At 69.9% G+C, this 14,421-nt stretch carries 18 protein-coding genes; 2 read left to right on the top strand and 16 right to left on the bottom strand.

The window, feature by feature from the left end:
* Window positions 1-119: 119 nt before the first annotated feature.
* The 9 genes from CKW28_RS03005 to CKW28_RS02965 all read right to left on the bottom strand — a co-directional run bounded on the left by CKW28_RS03005 (window position 120) and on the right by CKW28_RS02965 (window position 7,238).
* Window positions 120-332: a hypothetical protein gene (locus CKW28_RS03005; protein WP_081475567.1), complete on the bottom strand. Its 213-nt coding sequence runs from the start codon at window positions 330-332 to the stop codon at window positions 120-122.
* Window positions 333-349: 17 nt separating this feature from the next.
* Window positions 350-826 carry a transport-regulating membrane protein Mce1N gene (gene mce1N / locus CKW28_RS03000; RefSeq protein WP_003926538.1) on the bottom strand — a complete coding sequence of 159 codons (477 nt, stop codon included), beginning with the start codon at window positions 824-826 and terminating at the stop codon, window positions 350-352.
* Window positions 823-1,290, bottom strand: a complete 468-nt coding sequence (locus CKW28_RS02995; protein ID WP_003926539.1) for a hypothetical protein — start codon at window positions 1,288-1,290, stop codon at window positions 823-825. Before CKW28_RS02995 ends, mce1N begins: the two co-directional genes overlap by 4 nt.
* 22 nt (window positions 1,291-1,312) lie before the next feature.
* The gene (locus CKW28_RS02990) at window positions 1,313-1,726 is read right to left on the bottom strand and encodes a hypothetical protein (protein ID WP_003926540.1); all 414 of its coding nucleotides are present in this window, start codon (window positions 1,724-1,726) and stop codon (window positions 1,313-1,315) included.
* Window positions 1,723-2,703 (bottom strand): porphobilinogen synthase, encoded by a 981-nt coding sequence (gene hemB, locus CKW28_RS02985; protein ID WP_003926541.1) that lies wholly within the window; start codon window positions 2,701-2,703, stop codon window positions 1,723-1,725. Before hemB ends, CKW28_RS02990 begins: the two co-directional genes overlap by 4 nt.
* A gap of 10 nt (window positions 2,704-2,713) precedes the next feature.
* The gene (locus CKW28_RS02980) at window positions 2,714-4,474 is read right to left on the bottom strand and encodes a bifunctional uroporphyrinogen-III C-methyltransferase/uroporphyrinogen-III synthase (RefSeq protein ID WP_085975139.1); all 1,761 of its coding nucleotides are present in this window, start codon (window positions 4,472-4,474) and stop codon (window positions 2,714-2,716) included.
* 14 nt (window positions 4,475-4,488) lie between these two features.
* Window positions 4,489-5,442 carry a hydroxymethylbilane synthase gene (gene hemC / locus CKW28_RS02975; protein ID WP_003926543.1) on the bottom strand — a complete coding sequence of 318 codons (954 nt, stop codon included), beginning with the start codon at window positions 5,440-5,442 and terminating at the stop codon, window positions 4,489-4,491.
* Window positions 5,443-5,450: 8 nt separating this feature from the next.
* Complete coding sequence (locus CKW28_RS02970; protein ID WP_003926544.1) at window positions 5,451-6,914, bottom strand: glutamyl-tRNA reductase; 1,464 nt, start codon at window positions 6,912-6,914, stop codon at window positions 5,451-5,453.
* 66 nt (window positions 6,915-6,980) lie between these two features.
* A complete protein-coding gene (locus CKW28_RS02965) occupies window positions 6,981-7,238 on the bottom strand; it encodes a glutaredoxin family protein (protein WP_003926545.1) in 258 nt (85 codons plus the stop codon).
* A 39-nt stretch (window positions 7,239-7,277) separates the two neighbouring features.
* Between CKW28_RS02965 and CKW28_RS02960 the strand changes: the two genes are divergently transcribed.
* Both CKW28_RS02960 and CKW28_RS02955 read left to right on the top strand, forming a co-directional pair.
* Window positions 7,278-8,189: an HAD family hydrolase gene (locus CKW28_RS02960; protein WP_003926546.1), complete on the top strand. Its 912-nt coding sequence runs from the start codon at window positions 7,278-7,280 to the stop codon at window positions 8,187-8,189.
* Between the two features lie 62 nt (window positions 8,190-8,251).
* A complete protein-coding gene (locus CKW28_RS02955; protein ID WP_003926547.1) occupies window positions 8,252-8,833 on the top strand; it encodes an FAS1-like dehydratase domain-containing protein in 582 nt (193 codons plus the stop codon).
* Here CKW28_RS02955 and CKW28_RS02950 read toward each other — a convergent pair.
* The 7 genes from CKW28_RS02950 to CKW28_RS02920 form a co-directional block, all read right to left on the bottom strand.
* Window positions 8,798-9,862, bottom strand: coding sequence for a lysophospholipid acyltransferase family protein (locus CKW28_RS02950; RefSeq protein ID WP_003926548.1), 1,065 nt, complete (start codon window positions 9,860-9,862; stop codon window positions 8,798-8,800). The genes CKW28_RS02955 and CKW28_RS02950 overlap by 36 nt on opposite strands.
* Before the next feature lie 43 nt (window positions 9,863-9,905).
* A complete protein-coding gene (locus CKW28_RS02945) occupies window positions 9,906-11,018 on the bottom strand; it encodes an SDR family oxidoreductase (protein ID WP_040547232.1) in 1,113 nt (370 codons plus the stop codon).
* 30 nt (window positions 11,019-11,048) lie between these two features.
* Window positions 11,049-11,150, bottom strand: coding sequence for a 30S ribosomal protein bS22 (locus tag CKW28_RS02940; protein WP_003855542.1), 102 nt, complete (start codon window positions 11,148-11,150; stop codon window positions 11,049-11,051).
* A 194-nt stretch (window positions 11,151-11,344) separates the two neighbouring features.
* Entirely contained in the window at window positions 11,345-11,608 is a 264-nt protein-coding gene (locus CKW28_RS02935; RefSeq protein WP_040547234.1) for a helix-turn-helix domain-containing protein, read from the bottom strand.
* A gap of 140 nt (window positions 11,609-11,748) precedes the next feature.
* On the bottom strand, window positions 11,749-12,612 hold the full coding sequence (gene proC / locus CKW28_RS02930) for a pyrroline-5-carboxylate reductase (RefSeq protein ID WP_003926551.1): 864 nt from the start codon (window positions 12,610-12,612) through the stop codon (window positions 11,749-11,751).
* Between the two features lie 22 nt (window positions 12,613-12,634).
* Window positions 12,635-13,510: a thioesterase family protein gene (locus CKW28_RS02925; RefSeq protein ID WP_003926552.1), complete on the bottom strand. Its 876-nt coding sequence runs from the start codon at window positions 13,508-13,510 to the stop codon at window positions 12,635-12,637.
* 60 nt (window positions 13,511-13,570) lie between these two features.
* On the bottom strand, window positions 13,571-14,416 hold the full coding sequence (locus tag CKW28_RS02920) for a sugar phosphate isomerase/epimerase family protein (protein ID WP_003926553.1): 846 nt from the start codon (window positions 14,414-14,416) through the stop codon (window positions 13,571-13,573).
* Window positions 14,417-14,421: the final 5 nt, after the last annotated feature.

The raw sequence follows: 14,421 nt of genomic DNA, 5'->3' as shown, positions 1-14,421 counted from the left end.
GCCGTCGACGGCCCGGGCGAGCGCGACACGGAAGTCCAGCCCGGCCTCGTTGACCGTCACGGTGGCGGGGTCCAGCCGCAGACCGTGGCGCCCGGCGGCGGCGACGAGCTCCGCCGCGATCACCGGCGCAGTCGGGCGACGCCCAGCACGGTCAGCACCCCGGCCGCGGTCGCCGACATCAGCGCCAGCGTCAGCAGCGGCGCCGAATAGACCACCGAGGTGGTCTCCGGTTCACCGTCGAGCACCGGCGCCACCAGCACGGTCGAACCGGCGGCCACCCAACCGGCCACCGCCCCGGCGGCGCAGCCGAGCGCCAGCACGAGCAACACCATCGCGCCCCGTCGGCCGGTCACGGTATCCGCTCGTCGACGAGCCGGGTCAGTTCGGTGCGCAGTCCGGCGCCGTCGCGGGCCCACGCCTGTGCGGTGCGGTCGTTGGTGAGTTTGAGGCCGATCCCCTTGCGGCCGCGCGGCACCCCGGTGAGCTCCCCGAGCGCCCGCGCCGACTGCCACTTCGGGACCTCGGAGCCGGTCGGCTCGGGAAAGACGCGCACGATCTCGTCCACCCGGATGGTTTCGGTGCCCTGCCGCAGGGTCTCCGGGGTCAGTTCGACGGACGTGTGGATCCGGGCCGCCTTGATCTGGATGGCCAGGAAGCCGGTCACCAGCACCAGGAAGATTCCGGGCATCAGCAGTTGCACCCCGTAGCCGGCCCACCGCTGGATCAACAGCATCGACATGGCCGAGGCGGGACCCAACATCGCCCACCACCAGCTCGCGCCGGGTTCGTGGAACAACACCTGCGGCGGCGCACTGCGTTCGCTCACTGCTCTCCCCTGTCCTGTGTGTCCTCGGTGACGTCGTCGGTGAACCACCCGGCGGCCGTCGGCCGCGTCAGCAGCACCACGCCCACCAGCACCGGCAGCAGTGCGATCAGCGGTGCGACGCCGGTGCCGACGATAACGGTCAGGACCGCCACCACGGCCACCGTCACCAGACCCAGTGCGACCGTGGCGCGGCGGTAGGTGACCTGCCCACCGCGGATCCGGCCGGTGAGGAACGCCAGCCCGGCGCCGGCCAGCGCGTACAACAGCCCGGTGGCCCGGCGGAACATCAGGTAGCTGCGCAGTTGGTCATCGGTGAAGGTCTCGGGGGCCACCGCGCGCAGCTGGTCGAACCCGACGGTGGCCACCACCAGTCCGGTACCGAGCAGCAGGGCCGCGCCGAGCAGCAGGAGCCAGAACGCCACGTCGACGATGCGCGGCCGCTGCGGCGGTGATGTGGCTGACACGGTGCGCCAGCCTAACGCCGATTCAGCGGGTGAAGTAGGCATGGGCGTCCTTGCGGTGCAGCAGATACGCCCCGCCCACGATCAGGACCGCGCCGAAGATCGTGCAGACGGCGTAGCCGACCGCCGCCACCGGCGGACGGTCCACACTGAACAGGTTGATCCCGGCATACATCACCGAGGCGATCCCGCCGCCGGTCAACAGCGTCCGCGCCCACCGGTAGCCCTGCCGCAGCAGCACCAGGAAGGTCACCACGATCGCGGCGATGACGAACAGGAACATCGCGGAGAACCCGTAGACCACCAGCGGGGAGCCGGGCGCCGGTGCGGCGACGAGATCCACCACCGAACCGATGATCATCAACGGCAGCGCGGCCGCCCACAGCCAGAACGCGGTGTCGACGTCCGGCGGGGTCGTCGGCGGCTGCGGTTCGGTCACCCCAGCCAACCGGCGGCCTCCACCGCCCAGTAGGTCAGCACGATGTCCGCGCCGGCCCGCCGGATGCCGGTCAGCGCCTCCAGCGCGACCGCGGGTCCGTCGATCCAGCCGTTGGCCGCGGCGGCGCTGATCATCGCGTACTCCCCGGACACCTGGTAGGCCGCGACCGGGACCGGGGAGATGTCCGCGGCCGCGCGCACCACGTCCAGATAGCCCAGGGCCGGTTTGATCATCACCATGTCGGCGCCCTCGTCGATGTCCAGGCGCACCTCGAGCAGGGCTTCCCGGGCGTTTCCGGGGTCCTGCTGATAGGTGCGCCGATCACCGCTCAGGCTCGACGCCACCGCTTCCCGGAACGGGCCGTAGAACCCGGACGCGAACTTGGCGGCGTACGCCAGGATCGCCACATCGGTGTGCCCGGCGGCGTCCAGCCCGGCGCGGATCGCGGCGACCTGACCGTCCATCATCCCGCTCGGGGAGACCACCTGCGCGCCAGCCTCGGCCTGCGCCACCGCCAGCTCAACGTACCGGGCGTTGGTCGCGTCATTGTCGACCCGGCCGCGGGCGTCGAGCACCCCGCAGTGCCCGTGATCGGTGAACTCGTCCAGACAGGTGTCGGCCATCAGCACGGTGTCGTCCCCGAGGTCGGCGGTCAGGTCCCGCAGCGCCGCGTTGAGGATGCCGTGCTCGTCGGCGCCGATCGATCCGGTGGCGTCCTTGTCGGCCTCCTGCGGCACCCCGAACAGCATCAGACCGCCCACCCCGGCCCCGACCGCCTCGGCGGCGGCGCGGCGCAGGGACTCGCGGGTGTGTTGCACCACCCCCGGCATCGACCCAATCGGGCGCGGTTCGTCGATCCCGTCGGCGACGAACATCGGCAGCACCAGATGCCGCGGCTCCAGCGACGTCTGCGCCACCAGCCGGCGCATCGCCGCGGTGCCGCGCAGCCGTCGCGGCCGACGATTCGGAAACGTCACGGCCGCGGACCTAGCGGCGACGGCTCTTCTTACGCGGCGGCGGCAGCGCACCCTCGGCCCGCAGCCGGGCGGCGTGCTCGGCCAGGGCGTCGACCAGCGGGCCCACCGCGGCCACCTCGGGCTGCACGTCGACCCGCAGCCCGAACTCGGTGGCGGTCTCCGCCGTCTTCGGGCCGATGCAGGCGACGATGGTGCGGGCGTGCGGCTTGCCGGCGATGCCGACCAGGTTGCGCACCGTCGAGCTCGAGGTGAAGCACACCGCGTCGAACCCGCCGGTCTTGATCATCTCGCGGGTGGCCGCCGGCGGCGGCGCCGCGCGCACCGTGCGGTAGGCGGTGACGTCCTCGATCTCCCAGCCGCGTTCCCGCAGCCCCTCGGCCAGGGTCTCGGTGGCGATGTCGGCCCGCGGCAGCAGCACCCGGTTCACCGGGTCGAAGACGTCGTCGTAGGGCGGGAACTCCTCGAGCAGGCCGAGCGATGACTGCTCACCGGACGGCACCAACTCGGGGTTGATCCCGAACGCGCGGACCCGGTCCGCGGTGGCCTGCCCCACGCAGGCGATCTTCACACCGGAGAACGCGCGGGCGTCCAGCCCGAACTCCTTGAACTTCTCCCAGACCGCCCGCACCGAGTTGGTGGAGGTGAACACCACCCACTGGTAGCGGCCGTCGACCAGCCCCTTGACCGCACGCTCCATCTGCGCGGGGCTGCGGGGCGGCTCGACCGAGATGGTCGGCACCTCCATCGGCAGCGCGCCGTGGGCGACCAGCTTCTCGCTCATCTCGCCGGCCTGCTCACGGGTACGCGGCACCAGCACCGTCCAGCCGTACAGGGCGCGGCTCTCCCACCAGTTCAGCTTGGCGCGGTTGGTGACGGTCTTGCCGATGGTCACCACCAGGTTGCCGGTGTGCGGCCCCTCGGCGGGCGCACCGCCCGGCGGCTCGAGGCCGGCCAGCGTCGCCTTGTCCCCCATGGTGGCCAGGCTGGCTTCCACCGAACGCTGCTGGCAGGTGGTGCCGTTGGTGGTCACCACCACCGGTGTGGTGTCGGCCAGGCCGTACTCGATCAGGGTGTTCGCGGCGTCAGACAGATGCGACGCGGTGGCCTGCAGGATCAGCGGGCCCGGCGCCGCGGCCAGCGCACCCCAGTCCACATCGCCGCGCACATCGGCGACGGTGTGGGTGGAGCCCAGCGGTAGTCCGGCGTAGGTGGGCACCGCGGTGGTCTGCGGCAGCCCCGGCACGATCTCGAACGTGAGCTGGGTGCGGGCCAGTGCGGTGATCTCGTTGATGACCGCGTCCACCGACAGCGGGTCGCCGGCGATCAGCCGAACCACATCGGAGCCGCTGCGCGCCTCGGCCGCCACCGTCTTGGCCACCTCGGCCGGATCGCCCAGCGCCGGGCGGATCTCCGGGCCGCGGCAGATGTCCTCTTCCTCGACGGCGTCCTTGTCGTCGGCCTTGGCGGCCTTCGCATCGGACTTGGCATCGGTGGCCTTCGCATCGGACTTGGCACCGGCGGCCTTGGCATCGGACTTGGCGCCCGATTTGACCGGCCTGGCCGGCGCCGGACCGACCAGCGGCGGCAGATTCGTACCGATCAAAGTCTTCACCGCCTCCGGAACATCGGGGTCGGTGAAGACCAGCGCGGCATGGGCCAGTATCGTTTGAGCCTTAGTTGTCAGCAGACCGGGATCCCCCGGGCCGGCGCCCACGTACGTGATGCGGCCGGGCTTCGGCTTACGCCCTCGCATGCTCACCTGCCGAGTCATCTGTCTCTCCCGCTCTACAGCTCAGTTCGATCCGCCATGAGTTCACGCGCCCCCAGCTCGAACAACTCCGCGGCCACCGAGACGCCAAGCTCTCGTGCCCGACCCGGAGTTCCGACGCCGGACGCACGGATCACGTCGGATCCGCTTACCGTCGCCACGCAGGCGCGCAGCGACAGTTCCTCGAAGACACGACCGTCCTCATCGATGGACTCGACTACCTCAGCAATCGCCCCCACCGGTGCGGAACATCCCGCCTCCAGTTCGGCGAGCAGGACCCGCTCTGCGGTGACCGCGGCCCTGGTGTCGGAGTCGTCCAACTCCGCCAGGATCGCGGCAAGCCCGGTGTCCTCCGCGCGGCACTCGACCGCCAACGCGCCCTGAGCCGGTGCCGGCAACATCTGCACCGGTTCGAGAGTCTCGGTGACGACTTCGAGGCGCCCGATGCGAGCCAGCCCCGCCCGGGCCACTACGATGCCGTCGAGTTCACCGTTGCGAACCCTGTTCAACCTCGTATCTAGGTTGCCTCGTAGGGGGCGGATTTCCAAACCGAGACCCAATGCTCTAAGCTGGGCTGCCCGCCGTGGACTCGAAGTTCCGATCAACGAACCGGCTGGCAACTCTCCGAGAACGAGGTTGTCGCGAGCAACCAGCACGTCACGCGGGTCTTCACGCGGAGGAACGGCGGGAATGGCAAACCGAGGGTCGTCGGCGGTCGGGAGATCCTTGTAGGAGTGCACCGCGGCGTCCACCCGACCGTCGAGGATCGCCTCGCGCAACTCGGCGGTGAACACCCCGACGCCCATGTGCTCGATGGGGGTGTCCGGGGACCGGTCGCCCCGGGTCGAGATGATGACCAGTTCGGCTGGGTGGCCCCGGCTGATCAGAGCGTCTCTGATGACGCCGGCTTGCGTCGTCGCCAGGAGGCTGCCACGAGTTCCGATCCGGATTACGCCATCGCGTTGAGTCAATGAATAGCTCAGTCTTCGAGTTCGGTTGTCACAGATCTGATGTCAGGCGCCTTGATCTCAGGCGCCCTGATCTCTGGGGGCACGGTGGCCCGCGCCGCATCACTCAGGGCGGTGTCGAGCGCGTCGCCCACCGCGGTGTTGATGTCACCGCTCACCGTGGGCTTCAGCTCGCTGCCGGCCACCGCGTCGACGGCCTGCTGATCGAGTTCGAACAGCTCGCGGAGGGCCTCGGCGTAGCTGTCCCCGCCCGGCGCGCTGGCCAGCTGTTTGACCCGCACCGTCGGTGCGTGCAGCAGTTTGTCGACCACCCGTCGCACCGTGCGCGCGACCTCGTCGCGGTGCGCGGCGTCCAGTTCGGGCAGCCGGTTGTCGAGCCGCAACAGCTCCGCCTCGACGACGTCGGCGGCGCGTTTCCGCAGCGCGGTGACGGTCGGCGTGACCTCCGCCATCCGCTGGCCGGCCAGATACCGGGCCACCTCGGCGGCCACGATCGCGCGGGCCGCCTCGGCGTCGGACGCGGCCGCCCGGGCGCTGGGCTCGCGCTGGATCCGTTCCATGTCCACGACGTGGACCGCCGGCAGTCCGGCGACCGCGGCGTCGACGTCACGCGGCATCCCGAGGTCGCAGATCACCAGCTCGCGATCCTCGGAGCGGCCGGCCAGCGCCCGGTGCGCATCGGCCAGCGACACCACCGGGCTGACCGCGCCGGTGCTGCTCACCACGACGTCGGCGTCGGCCAGCGCGGCACAGATGTGATCGAGCGTCAGCGCCTCGGCCGCGACGCCCTGTTCGGTGATGTTGTGGGCCAGCCGCTTCGCGCGCGGCAGCGACCGGTTGACCACCTGGATCCGCTCCACACCCGCGGCGACCAGGTGTTTGGCTGTGAGCGCGCCCATCGAACCGGCGCCGATGATCAGCGCGTTACGCGCGGCCAGGCTGCCCAGGGTCCGGCCGGCGATGTCGAGCGCCACCGACACCACCGAGGCGCCCGCCGCGTCGATGCCGGTCTCGGAGTGCACCCGCTTGCCGACCGACAGCGCCCGCTGCGCCAGTTCGTGCAGGGTCCGCCCGACGGAGCGGTTGGCCTCGGCGGCGGCATACGCCCGCCGCACCTGGCCCAGGACCTGTTGCTCGCCGACCACCGCCGAGTCCAGCCCGCTGGCGACGGCAAACAAATGCTCGACCGCGGCCTCGGCGTACCGGACGTAGGCGTATTTGGTCAGATCATTGAGGGGCATGCCGGAGTGCTCGGAGAGCACCTGGCCGATCACCGACAGGCCGCCGTGGAATGCGTCGACAACCGCATAGATCTCCACCCGGTTGCAGGTCGACAGCACCATGGCCTCGGTGACCAGCGACGACTCCAGAACCCGGTCGATGATCTTGGCTTGTTCGGACTCCTCGGTACTCAGCTGCTCGAGCACCGACACCGGCGCACTGCGGTGCGAAACCCCGAATAGCAGCACGCTCACGGCTTCATCACCACCTCGACCACGGTAGTCGGTTCAGAGTTGGGCTACCAAATTCGCTGATTCCGTTCATCGGCCCGCTAAATCCGCCCGTAGTCTCGGCTCGTCCACTTCCCAGTAGCTGTGCTCGTCGCCGTCGAGCAGTACCACCGGCAGCCGGTCCCCGAATTCCGCACGCAGCGCTGGGTCGCCGGCCGCCGCCGCGGCGTCCACATCGGTGACCGTGAACTCGAACCCGAGCTCGGCCGCCAGCTCCTCCAGCTGCTGCGCTGCCCGCTCACACATGCCGCACCCCTGTCGGCTCAGCAACACCACACGGGACTCCACACCGCACAGTATCGCCGTTCGGGTGGCTAAATTGGAGCCGTGGCCGAATCGCGTGGTGTGGAGACGACCCCGACCGACGCCAGCCACGGCCCGCGCGAACAGGAGACGGCCGGTAAGGCCAGCGCCGAAGCAGCGGTGACCGAGCTGGCACCCGAGCCCCCGCCGCCGGCGCCACCACCGGATCTGACCGCCGCGGCGTTCTTCGACGTGGACAACACCCTGGTGCACGGCTCGTCGCTGGTGCACTTCGCCCGCGGGTTGGCCGCACGCAACTACTTCTCCTACCGCGACATGCTGCGGTTCGTCTATGCGCAGGCGAAGTTCCAGCTCACCGGCCGGGAGAACAGCGACGACGTGGCCGCCGGCCGGCGCAAGGCGCTGTCGTTCATCGAGGGCAGGTCGGTCGCGGAACTCATCGCGCTCGGCGAGGAGATCTACGACGAGATCATCGCCGACAAGATCTGGCCCGGCACGCTGGCGCTGGCCCAGATGCACCTCGACGCCGGGCAGCAGGTGTGGCTGGTCACCGCGACGCCCTATGAGCTGGCCGCGACGATCGCCCGGCGGCTGGGGTTCACCGGCGCGCTGGGGACGGTCGCCGAATCGGTCGACGGCGTGTTCACCGGTCGGCTGGTCGGCGACATCCTGCACGGCGTCGGCAAGGCCCACGCGGTGCGCAACCTGGCCGTCCGGGAGGGTCTCAACCTGCGGCGCTGCACGGCGTACTCGGACAGCTACAACGATGTGCCGATGTTGTCGCTGGTGGGCACCGCGGTGGCGATCAACCCGGATGCGGCGCTGCGCAGCCTGGCCCGAGAGCGGGGCTGGGAGATCCGCGACTTCCGCACCGCGCGCAAGGCCGCCCGGATCGGGGTGCCGTCGGCGGTGGCGCTCGGCGCGGCCGGCGGGGCGCTCGCCGCGCTCGCCCAGCGCCGCCACGAACGGCGCTGACACCGACGCTGATAGGCTCACGCCGCCAGGCCACGGCCGACGACCGACCGGAGCACACAGCCATGAGCATCGCCGCAGACATCATCGGGACGCACTACCGCTATCCGGACTACTTCGAGGTGGACCGGGAGAAGATCCGCGAGTTCGCCCGCGCGGTGAAGAACGACCATCCCGCCCACTTCACCGAGGAAGCCGCCCGGGAGTGCGGCTACGACGCGCTCATCGCCCCGCTGACCTTCCTGGCCGTCGCCGGCCGCCGGGTGCAGCTGGAGATCTTCAACCACTTCGATGTGCCGATCAACCTCGAGCGGATGATGCACCGCGACCAGAAGATCATCTTCCACCGGCCGATCGTCGCGGGCGACAAGCTGTACTTCGACTCCTATCTGGACTCGGTGATCGAATCGCACGGCACCGTGATCACCGAGGTGCGCGGCGAATGCACCGACGCCGACGGCAATCCGGTGATCACCAGCGTGGTCACCATCCTGGGTGAGGCGGCCCATCCCGACGAGGCCGACGAGCTGACCGCGCAGATCGCGGCGCGCCGCGACGCCGCGTTGAAGCAGTTCGTGGCGTCCCAGAACCGGCCCGCGACCGGCGGGGCGTCAGCCGAGGAAGGTGCTGCGCCGGCGGGTCAGTAGCTGGTAGAGGGTCTGCTGGATGGTCTCGCGGACCTGGTCGGTCAGTTCGAAGGTGATCATCGGATCGTCGGCGGCCGATTCGTCGTAGTCGGCGGTGGGGATCGGTTCGCCGAACTCGATGTACCACTTCGACGGCAGCGGGATGAGCCCGAGCGGCCCGGCCGCCGGGAACAGCGGGGTGATCGGGAAGTACGGCACCCCCAGCAGCCGCGCCAGCAGCCGCACGTCGGCGAGCATCGGATAGATCTCCTCGGAGCCGACGATCGAGCACGGCACGATCGGCGCCTTGCTGCGCAGCGCGGCGGAGACGAATCCGCCGCGGCCGAACCGCTGCAGCTTGTAGCGGTCCCTGAACCGCTTCCCCAGCCCCTTGTAGCCCTCCGGGAACACCGCGGTCAGCTCCCCGGCGGCCAGCAGCCGGTGGGCGTCGGCGGCACAGGCCATGGTGTGCCCGGCCTTACGCGCGGCCGGCCCCACCACCGGCAGATCGAACACCAGGTCGGCGGCGAGCATCCGCAGGTCCCGGTGCAGCGGGTGATGGTCGTGCACCGCGACCGACGCCATCAGTCCGTCGAACGGCAACACCCCGGCGTGGTTGGCCACCACCAGGGCCGCACCGGAGTCGGGCAGGTTCTCGATACCGCTGACCTCGACCCGGAACCAGGAGTTGAACAGACCCCGCAGCAGCGGCAGGAACACCGCCTCGTTGAGGTGCGGATCGAAGCCGAATTCGTCGACGGTGTAATCGCCGGTCATCCGCTTGCGGAGGAATTCGGCGACGGCGCCGATGCGTCTGGCCAGTTCGTTGGGCTGCTCCTGGGCCGCCGCCGACCGCCCGGACCCTGAGCGTGCCGACTCCAATTCCCGGATGACGCCGGCGAGCTCCTCGGAGGCCTGCACCGCCGCGTCGGACTGCATCGACGGGTGCCGGCGTACACTGGCCGCCCGCTGGGCAATCCGGCGCTGCGCAGCGCGACCCGAATCCGAATGCAGCGGAATCACTTTCGCCTTCGGATCGCCGGCGACCACTCGCTCCACCCCCGCCAGATCGATAGATTCCCCTGTTGATGGATCAACGTCCCCACCGCTGAGCCACTGCCACCGCACGGCTCTCCATTGAGCGTACCCACCGCGGGTCGACGATCGGGGTCAATCCACGGCCACGTACATAATCGTCGAACGCCTCCACCGTCGTCCACTTGGGCGAGTAACCCAGATCCTCACGCATCCGCGTGGTGTCCATGACCCGGCCGTAACTCAGGTAGTTGAGTTGCTCGCGATCCAGCTCGGTGGAGCGGGTCGCGCGCACCACCGAATCGACGACGGACAGCGCCGATCGCGGCACCGGCAACGCGATCCGGCCGGCCCGCCGGATCGCCTGCGACATCATGATGATCCCGGGTGCGGCGATGTTGAACGTGCCCGGTTTCCCGGAGAGCGTCGCGTGCTCGAGCGCGCCCAGGGCGTCCTGTTCGTGCAGTAGTTGCAGGCGCGGGTCCCGGCCCAGCACGGTGGTGACCACCGGACGGGCCAGAAACCGGGTCAGCGGGCTGTTGATCGCCGGCCCGATCAGGTTGGCCAGCCGCAGGATGGTGACCGCGATGTCGGGCCGGCGCCGCGCCAGGCCGCGGGCGTAGCCCTCGATGTCGATGCTGTCGCGGGCGAAACCGTCGCCGGGCGGTTTGCGCGCATCGCACTCCTCGGAGAACACCACCGGATCGCGGGGATGGGCCCCGTACACGTCCGAGGTGGACTTGAGCACCACCCGGCGCACCGACGGCGCCTTCTGACAGGCCGCGAACAGCTGGATCGCGCCCATCACGTTGAATTCCTTCTGGGTGGCGCGTGCACCCGATCCCCGGGCGTAGGAGGCCGCCGCGGCGTGCACCACGGTGTCCACGTTGCCGTTGCGGATCACCTTGGCGATGAAGGGGTTTCGGATGTCGGCGCGGATGAACTCGGCGCGCCCCATACGCCGCAGCATGTCCTTGCTCGGTGTCGCGACGTCCACGGCGATCACATGGTCGATCGCCGGGTTCTGCGCCAACCGCGCGGTCAGGTATCCGCCGAGGAACCGGCACGCCCCGGTGACCAGAACGACCTTCGGCTGCTGCGCCGCGTCACCGGTCCCGGTTCCGTCGGCGGCATCCACCGACCTGCCGTTGCGACGATCTTCGGATGCCATCAGGCCCAGCCTAACGGCGAAAGCGCGAAATTACTTGCCGAGTTTCCTGCGCTGAACCCGGGTACGGCGAAGCATCTTGCGGTGCTTCTTCTTCGACATGCGCTTGCGCCGTTTCTTGATGACTGAACCCATTGACTCCGTTACCTAAGTTTTCCGAGCCGCCCATGACGGGGCGGCTGACTCGACCCCGCCACTTTACCGGGCGGGCCGAGCGGTTGGAAAACCGGTCGCCGGCCGAAAATCGCCGGGCGCAGGAGAATCATCGGGTTTCCGATGTCATCGGCGAGGTCATCCCGACCGGAAACCGGCCCCGTTGCCCCGCCCCGCTAACCGGCGTCGAAGAACGACGATTCCAACAGGTCGTGCACCGCCTTGGCATGCACCCGGAACGACCGTCCGACGCGAACTGCCGGCAGCTCGCCGCTGTGCACCAGTCGGTAGACGGTCATCTTGCTGACCCGCATCAAACTCGCCACTTCGGCAACGGTGAGAAATTGAGCTCGCGGCACACCTCCGGTGGCGTCCACCGCATCACGCGCCGACTTCCCGCTCGCCGAATCCCGGCCCGATGGCCCGTTCATTGACGTCATCGCAACCCAATCCATCAGGCACGGGCAGTCCCAGCGGCTTCCCCTCCGCTGGCACCCACCCGTGCATACACCCAGGAGAATAGCGTGGCGGGTGGTGTTACTGCGACGGGTGTGGGGTATTCAATTCCGATTCAGGCGAATTACTCGGATGTAATTCCGAGCTGTTCAGAGCGCATTTTCGCGGCCTCCACCGCATTGGCGACCGCGGCCCGCAAACCGCCGCGTTCGAGTTCTCGCAGACCAGCCGCGGTGGTACCGCCCGGCGAGGTAACCATCGCACGCAACTCGGCCGGGCTGGTGTCCATCGCAGCGCCGGCCGCGGATTTCGCGGCGTCGTCCAGACGGTCCAACAGCATCGCCGCCGAACCGGCCATGGTCTGGGCGACCAGACCGGTGGCCACCGCGCGGGACAGCCCGACGGCCACCCCGGCGTCCACCATCGCCTCGGCCATCAGGAAGAAGTAGGCCGGGCCGGAGCCGGACACCGCGGTGACGGCGTCCATCTGCGCCTCGGTCACGGTCAGCACCCCGCCGACGGCGTCGAAGATCCCCGCGACCTCCTTGAGCTGTTCGGGCGTCGCGAACCGGCCGGGCGCCAGCGCGCTCACCCCGCCGCCGACCACCATCGGGGCGTTGGGCATCACCCGGACCACCGGGGCGCCGGCCGGCAGCTTGGCCTCGTAGTAGCCGGTGCCCACCCCGGCGGCCACCGACACGAACACCTGCTCGTCGGTGCCGCTGTCGGCGCGCGCCGCGGCCTCCGCGATGTCGTCGATGACCTTCTCCACATCGCCGGGTTTGACGGCGATCACGATGAAGGTGGCGCTCTCGGCCGCGTCGCCGACCGAGGTCACCAGCACCCCGTACTTCTCGGCGAGATATTTCGCCCGGTTCGGGTCCTTCTCGGCGACCACCAGGTCCTTGACCTGACGGCCCGCCCGCAGCAGTCCGGACAGAAGGGCTTCGCCGATGTTTCCGCCACCGATGATCGCGATTCTCGCCACGCTCAAAGCATGGCAGACGACGCTAGCGCTGCGGCACCATGGCCAACTGGCGGGTCTGCACGATGATGCGGCCGGCGTGATCGACCACGACGTGGTCCTCGTCGAACCAGTCCTGGCCGATCTGCATGGTGGTGCAGATGACCCGCAGCCAGCCGTCGGCCGGCAGCCCGCGCAGGTAGGCGGTGAGCTGCACGGTGGGCGCCCAGCCGAACCGCTGCACCGCGTACGTCACCGGCGCCGAGACATCCCCGCACATCAGCGCGAACAGCACATCGGGCGCAGCGTCGCGGGGCCGCACCCACATCTCCACCACGGGCGGGCCGCCGTCGCTGCGGGGCTCCAGCGTGTGCAGCGCCGGGCGGATGTCGCAGCCACGGGCCAGGTGCACGATGTCGGCCATCGGATGGCCCGGGCCGATAGGTTCCAGACCGGGCGGCGGTTCGGGGGTCATCCGGGTCACCACGGGGTTGACCGACAACAGCGGTTCGGCCTCGTGTTCGGGTTCGGCCAGCGTCACCGCGGCCCGCACCGCGGTGCGGTCCCCCTGGGTCAGTTCGACATCCACCAGGCTGACCCGGCGGCCGCGTTTGTGCACCGTGGCCCGCAGCCGCATCGGGCCCGGGTCGGGGGCCCACAGGTAGTTGGCGCTCACCGCCACCGGCTGCACGGTCCCGACCTCACCGTTGCGGCCGGCACCGTCCCGGCCGACGGCGTGCGCGCTGCGCGCGGCCTGCGCACACAGCGCCAGCATCGCACCGCCGTGCACCTTCGGGCCGATGGTCCAGTGCTCGTTGAGTTCCCCGTCGTATTCGCACCGTTCGGGACCCTCGCTCACCGTGGTGAGGGTCATGGCGTCGGTGAACGAGGTGGATCCGGGCTCGACCGTGCTGTCGACCATGCTGAAGACATCCTCCGGGGGACTCGTGACTGGAACTCGTGGCTGCGCGGCGGGTGATCGTCAGCGCAGCAGGTGCTGACGGGCGAACTGCAGCGATTCGGTGAGCAGTGCCTCGCGTTCGTCGGCGTTGCGCGCCCGCGAGGTGGTGACCTCCAGAATCACATGCCCGGTGAAGTCGCCGGCGGCCAGCATCTGGCAGATCTCCGCCGCCGGCTGGGTTCCGCGGCCGGGCACCAGGTGTTCGTCGACCGAGGCGCCGCTGCCGTCGCACAGGTGCAGATGCGCCAGGCCGTCTCCCATGCGCCGCGCCATGTCCATCGCGTCGGTGCCGGCCGTCGCGGTGTGCGACAGGTCCAGCGTGTAGTGCGCGTGGTTGCCGTCCAGCGGATCGTAGGACGGCGCGAACGCGGAGATCCCCGGGCCGGGCTTGCCGCCGCGCTTGCGCATCCGCTCGATCGACGCCTCACCCGCCCCGAAGAACCGATCGGCGCGGAACGGGAACATGTTCTCCACCGCGACGAGCACGTCGCTGGACGCCTCGAGTTCGGCCACCTGATCGGTGAACCCCTCGGCGTACCGGCGCTGCCACCGGAACGGTGGATGCACCACCACCGTCTGGGCTCCCAGTTTCTCGGCGGCGCGCACGCTGCGCTCCAGCTTGGCAACCGGGTTCGCACCCCACACCCGCTGGGTGATTAACAGGCACGGCGCATGCACCGACAGCACCGGCACGCCGTAGCGCTTGGACAGCCGTGCCACGGCGTCGATGTCCTGGCTGACCGACTCGGCCCACACCATGAGCTCGACACCGTCATAGCCGAGGCGGGCGGCGTATTCGAAGGCGGCCTCGGTCCGCAGCGGGTAGACCGAGGCGGTCGACAATCCGACCTTGATGGCAGGGCGCACAGTGC

This window comes from Mycolicibacterium thermoresistibile, from assembly GCF_900187065.1.
GTDB classification, from domain to species: Bacteria; Actinomycetota; Actinomycetes; order Mycobacteriales; family Mycobacteriaceae; genus Mycobacterium; species Mycobacterium thermoresistibile.
Note: the sequence above shows the minus strand (reverse complement) of the source record. Positions and strands in the feature narration are given on the sequence as shown.